The sequence below is a fragment of the Bacillus sp. JJ1474 genome (assembly GCF_036965225.1).
Classification (GTDB): domain Bacteria; phylum Bacillota; class Bacilli; order Bacillales; family Cytobacillaceae; genus Cytobacillus.
The window spans coordinates 646-6290 of the sequence record NZ_JBALPC010000101.1; the positions used below are offsets into that span (position 1 = coordinate 646).

General features: G+C 35.8%; 6 protein-coding genes and 1 pseudogene. All 7 read right to left on the bottom strand.

The features are described from left to right. Positions 1-52: 52 nt before the first annotated feature. On the bottom strand, positions 53-811 hold the full coding sequence (locus V7164_RS14105; RefSeq protein WP_335344174.1) for a hypothetical protein: 759 nt from the start codon (positions 809-811) through the stop codon (positions 53-55). Positions 812-886: 75 nt separating this feature from the next. Further along, a complete protein-coding gene (locus V7164_RS14110; protein WP_335344173.1) occupies positions 887-1705 on the bottom strand; it encodes an SDR family NAD(P)-dependent oxidoreductase in 819 nt (272 codons plus the stop codon). Between the two features lie 28 nt (positions 1706-1733). Beyond that, positions 1734-2432 carry an SGNH/GDSL hydrolase family protein gene (locus V7164_RS14115; RefSeq protein ID WP_335344172.1) on the bottom strand — a complete coding sequence of 233 codons (699 nt, stop codon included), beginning with the start codon at positions 2430-2432 and terminating at the stop codon, positions 1734-1736. Beyond that, positions 2410-3030: a TetR/AcrR family transcriptional regulator gene (locus V7164_RS14120; protein ID WP_335344171.1), complete on the bottom strand. Its 621-nt coding sequence runs from the start codon at positions 3028-3030 to the stop codon at positions 2410-2412. The genes V7164_RS14115 and V7164_RS14120 overlap by 23 nt, the downstream gene beginning before the upstream one ends. A 290-nt stretch (positions 3031-3320) precedes the next feature. Continuing rightward, entirely contained in the window at positions 3321-3878 is a 558-nt protein-coding gene (locus V7164_RS14125) for a GNAT family N-acetyltransferase (RefSeq protein ID WP_335354387.1), read from the bottom strand. A gap of 387 nt (positions 3879-4265) precedes the next feature. Beyond that, entirely contained in the window at positions 4266-5045 is a 780-nt protein-coding gene (locus tag V7164_RS14130; RefSeq protein WP_335344169.1) for an alpha/beta fold hydrolase, read from the bottom strand. 178 nt (positions 5046-5223) lie between these two features. Then, positions 5224-5645 (bottom strand): annotated as a pseudogene (locus V7164_RS14135) (VOC family protein); the annotation flags it as partial.

Genomic DNA, 5645 nt, shown 5'->3' on the forward strand with positions numbered 1-5645 from the left:
GTTACTTTAACTGTCCCAAACATTATTCCATACAAAAACGAAAATTCTTAATTTACGGGTTTTCTCCAAACGACTCCTCTTCGCTCATATTCCATTGACACTTCTGTGAATCCGTCATTTTGTTTTTGATCAAGTATTGGAGTTCTTCTGTACTATTCTTTTGCTCTTTTGAGCCATGCCTTGACGGCCTCTTTGTAATTTCCTTGTATGAAATCTGATCAGTATTACCCCATTTCTTCCAGGGAACTTTATCGTATTTATGGTGCTGATAATACTTCCATGGATGGATGCTCCCCGGCGCATAATTATACGTGCCCATGTTTACTAGATTAGTTACAATCTCTCCAGTCTCGATATGATAGACTACTTCAAAGCGACCATTCGACGATACGAACTTTACATGATACGTTGCGTCCAATTCAGTTTCTTCGTACCTGTGATACTTGGCGCTGAATAGTCGCCACTTGCCGCAAGCTGCGAGTTCAATCATCTCATCTAATCGCTCTGGGGCCTCCCCATATCGATTCAGTTCATTTCGAAAATAATGAACCTCCTCCGTAACGTATGCAAGTTGCCTGACATGTCGATCAAAAGTATCAAAAAATAAATAATAATGCTGATGCCCAACCAACATCTCTTCATTTTCCCTCAAATCATGCATCAAACGAGTGAGAATCGCGTGTGATCCAATCGCTTTGGAACGGTCAAATACATACCATTTTCGATGCTGTGAGCGAATTTGATCATACTGTGCCGAGAGTTCTGAAAAGTATGCCTCTGTTAAAAAATCGGACTTGATTGTCACATGCACAACAGGATATACAAAATTTTCATCCAGACGATGGTACCCGTAGGGTGGTCATAGTTCAAGTAGGAAGTTGAATTTTTAAGATACACGAGCTTTTCTACTAACCTTACAAACTAATCTCATCAATGCACTGTGTACTGGAGGAAATATCGTAAAGATAACATTCATTGTTCTACGCATTGGCATCGGACAAATTACAGGTTTATTTTTATGGATACCGTCTAAGGCAATTTTCGCAAGTTGTTGTGGAGACATCATCTTTTGTTTTTTCAATTGTTTTGTAATAAGAGACTTATTGATATTTATTGCTTTCGCCTCATCAAAAATAGGTGTATCAACAAATGTTGGACAAATCGCGCTTACTTTTATGCCAAATTCCTCCGCTTCATAATGAAGGGATGTAGTTAGACCTACAACTGCATGTTTTGTTGTGGAGTAGGCTGAAGATACTGGGGAGGGTCCAAGGCCTGCAGCTGATGCCGTGTTAACTATATGTCCGAAGCCTTGTTCTTTCATGATTTTATACCCAATTTGAGTTCCATTAATGACTCCCCATAAATTTATGTCTACAATTTCTTTCCAGTCTTCTATCGACATATCATATAATTCGCCGTACATGGCAATACCTGCATTGTTAAAAAGGTAATCTAACCGGCCGAATTCTTGATAGACTTCATTAATCGCACGTTCAACACTTTTAAATTCGGTTACATTTAAATAAACAAACCTAGAATTGATGGCTTCTTTATTAAGCTCAGCTTTAAAAGTCTTCCCATCTCGTTCATTAATGTCTGAAATAATAACAAATACATTTTTAGAAACTAATTCATTGCAAATTGCCTTACCTATCCCTGATGCTCCGCCCGTTACAATAGCAACTTTCCTATACCCTTCCATTACTACTTCCTCCTAAATAATTTTTTTACTACTGAAGGGACTTATGGTCGAAGAATAAAAGTCGATCTATCATTGTTGCATATTCGTCTGCAACAAGTGCTGCACCAGTACTATTTAAATGAATGCCATCTAATGTGAAGTGAAGTCCTCGCTTTTTTGATAACCGGTCGATGCTAGTTGGATTTTTATAAAAGAGTACATCCAACATCACTCTCATAACTTTGATGCTGACGTAATCTGAACAAGTGACTTTAGAAAGGTGTTTCTCAAATACGGAATGCATATCTAAAAAACTTACATTTGAGTGTTTTCTAGAGAGGGATTGGATGATGGAAGATAAATTTTTTATTTCTTTATTCGATTCATTCTTTGATGTTTCACCCACTAATGCTGGTGAAACTGTAACCACCTGTTTAGAAGAAGCTATAACCATTTCTAATACTTTGTTGTAATACTCCCTAAATTCCTCGGGATCTTTTGCAACAGGCTGTGCTTGGACTCTCAATAATTTTGAATAAACATCATTGACTCCAATCCAAAGGAAAATAAGATCATAATCTGTATCTAATTTTACTTTTGTTAAACGGGTATGCAAACTTTTAACTGACTCCCCTGGTTTGCCTAGATTATCAAACAAAATATTTGGATAATTATCTTTTAAAATGTTAACAAAAGACACTCCAGGACGACCTTCTGTTAAACTGTCACCTAGTAATCCTATTTTCATTATTAAATTCCCCCTTTTTTATTGACCCTAAAAAAATCATAATTGCTTGTTTAAAAAGAGGCTCAAGCGAACTCAATTCTTGAGTATTCGTAAGCTGGCATAAGCCACCAAGCCACGTTCCTAGTAATACAGTCCATTCATCTGGATTTCCTGCTATAAACTCCCCCTTTTCTATACCCTCTTGAAAGATTGAGCGATAAGAACTCATCGGGACAACGGCTAATTCATATAATTGTTTTACAGATTCTGGACTTGAGTTTGGATTTGAAGCTAACTCCTGTCCTGATTTTAATAAGGGTGTTTGGTAATTATAGAGTACGTGCATAGCAATGCCATACAATTTTTCTGTTGCGGTTAAGTAAGTAGATTCTATTTTCACCCACTTGTCGTACCAATCTCGCATAGTTTTTTGTGCCAAAAGGACAAAAAGCCGCTCTTTGTTCTGGAAATGATAATAAATGTGTCCCTTACTGTAACCAGAAGCTTTTGAAATATCACCAACTGATGTTTGATTATAGCCTTTTTGAGAGAACAGAATTGAAGCATTTTCCATGATTTCATTTTTTGCATTCTCACCATCATAACGCCTTTTGTTCAACGAGATGCTCCTTCCTCTAAATTGAACGTTCGTTCTATTTTAATTATACATATTTTTACTGAATTATCATTAATATACATTAAATTTACACATTATTGTCACTATTCACATAATATATACTAATCAAATCTACTTATAAAGATTTTGCTTATTAATTAATTCTAATTGTTCAACTATCCTTCTTCGTCCAATAACATTTACAAAAAAGGGTACTTCTCCTTCTTGAAGGTAAGCACCCGTGAGCACTAGTACAATTTTTCACAATCTAACTTTTTAAATAAATACATTTTCTACTTCTTCGTAAAGTATGCCATCGAGATTAAATCATAATAAATATCTTCATCTACTTTTATAGCTTTTACTTTACGTCCTTCCTCAACAAAGCCAACCCTTTCGTATAAAGAGACTGCATTCGTATTTTCAGCAAACACTTCGAGGCAGACTTTTTCAATTAAAGGATTTTCTTTTGCCCAAGCCAACAATAAAGTTAGCATGGCTTTACCAACCCCTTGATATCTATATTTATCTGCAACACTCATACCAAATGAACCTCGATGTTGTATTCGCTTTTTATGACCATTATGGAAGTCTAAAAACCCGATAATATTACTTTGATATTCTGCTATTATTGCTAACTTGCCATTGTCATCAAAAATCTCTTTTAAGAATTGTTTTTGTCGTTCATAGGATACCTTGAATTCAGCTTCCGTTGTAAGTAAAAAAGGAGCTTCGCTAATAATGGTTTGATTAAACCTCAATACCTTCTTCGCATCTTCAGGTAATGCCGTTTTTATTGTACATGGTTCCCCGTTTTTAGTTACGAAGTTCTTCGGTTGAATGAACCCCATAGAAAACCACTCCCCCATTTGTTTTCTATATAATTTCTTTCGCTTTATGCGAATTTCCTTTTTTTATTAACCTGTTAGTTATTTTAGGTGCATTCTTTCACTAACACCATAATTTCAATACCATAAGTTTTAATTCCCCTTGATATTCTTCCTCCAATAAATGGCCCTATTACTGAAAAAGGCACAATTCCTCTTCAAGAATTGCGCCCGATCGTAAGATCAAGATAATGATTATAATTGCAGCCTTTAGCTTGTTGAACTAACACATCTTTTAGTTCAACAAATGTATCGAGTCTAATAATTAAAGCAAATATTTAACTGTCCGTAAAGTGTACTCGATTATTGTGCTATCGTCTCCGTTTATTTGAATTTAGGTCAAAGTTTCAACTAAGCAAATTGTGTCAATAGTTGGTTGAACTTGTCACGTTCTTCCCAGAAAGGGCCATGACCACTATATTGAAACGGAACAAGCTGTGAATTTCTTATTTTTTCATTTAGTTCCTGAGCTTGTGCAAATGGAATAACTTTGTCATGAATACCGTGAATGATTAAAGTAGGAACATTAATTTTTGAGAGATCCGCATGTAGCTTCTCATCTCTTAATGTCTTTATAATAGCAGCTGTTGACCAACTTGCTGCTTGTAATCCCATTTGTAAAAACCAGTCCGAAAATGGTTTAGTTATAAACTGAAAGAAAAAGCCATCTATTACGTCCTGTATCATTTTAGGCCGGTCATTTAAGGTTTCTTTAAGAAAGTTATTAGCAGTTTCTGCGGTAAATCCAGTTGGGGCTGCCGCATCAACAAGAACAAGCCTTGATACCCCAAAACCGTTGTGACGAGACATATACCGAATTGCGATAGCCCCGCCTGTAGAGTGACCTACAAGAGTAAAATTGTTTATTTGAAGTGTACTAACTACTGTGCGGATATCATCTGCAAGTCCGTCAAAAGTATAGCCGGTCATTGGTTTATCCGAATTGCCAAAGCCCCTCCAGTCTATACCAATACAGCGATAGCCCATACCAGGAAGAACATTAATCTGATATTCAAACTGTTTATGGCTTAACGGCCAGCCATGCAAAAATACGATGGTCTTATTTCCCCCCGGGTTAATATCTTCTACATATAAGTTCACACCTGGCTCTACAACAACAAAGTATCCCATGAAGATCCCTCCCTAGTTAATATGGTTTCAACAAAAGATATTCATTTTGGTTAACATAGATGAGTACCTATTCCAGTTGTAGGGCAGAGAAGCGAAAAAGGACGGGGTTTATTGAACTTTCCGATCCCTTTTGTTTAAGCACATACCATCAGCATCTAAGATGGTATTCTGACAGATATTAATTTTCAGAAAATAATTCTCCTTTTTGCTCATTCCGATATACCTGCAATTCCTTATCCGAATTGATGATTATTTTACTGTTATCTGTTAATGTAATCTCAAGAGGAAATATGGCAGACGTTTTATCAGAAAATATCCATCTTCTCCCTGGTTGGGCTAATATAATAAATATTCCCTTCCTCCTTTCACCCATGAAATTAAGGAACTGTCTACTTATTGTTTTATTGTCACGCTCTATTACACCAATTTGATTTAGTTTTTCGCTTACACTTATAGTGTCTTCTACAATTAAACCTATTTCACTAATGTTTAAAATGCTTTTAACGGAAAAAGGTTCTATACTATCTTCAGCAATTTCATATCTTGAAATAAATTCTACTATATTACCAGAAGGGTCATAGAAATAAAGAGCAAGTGCAG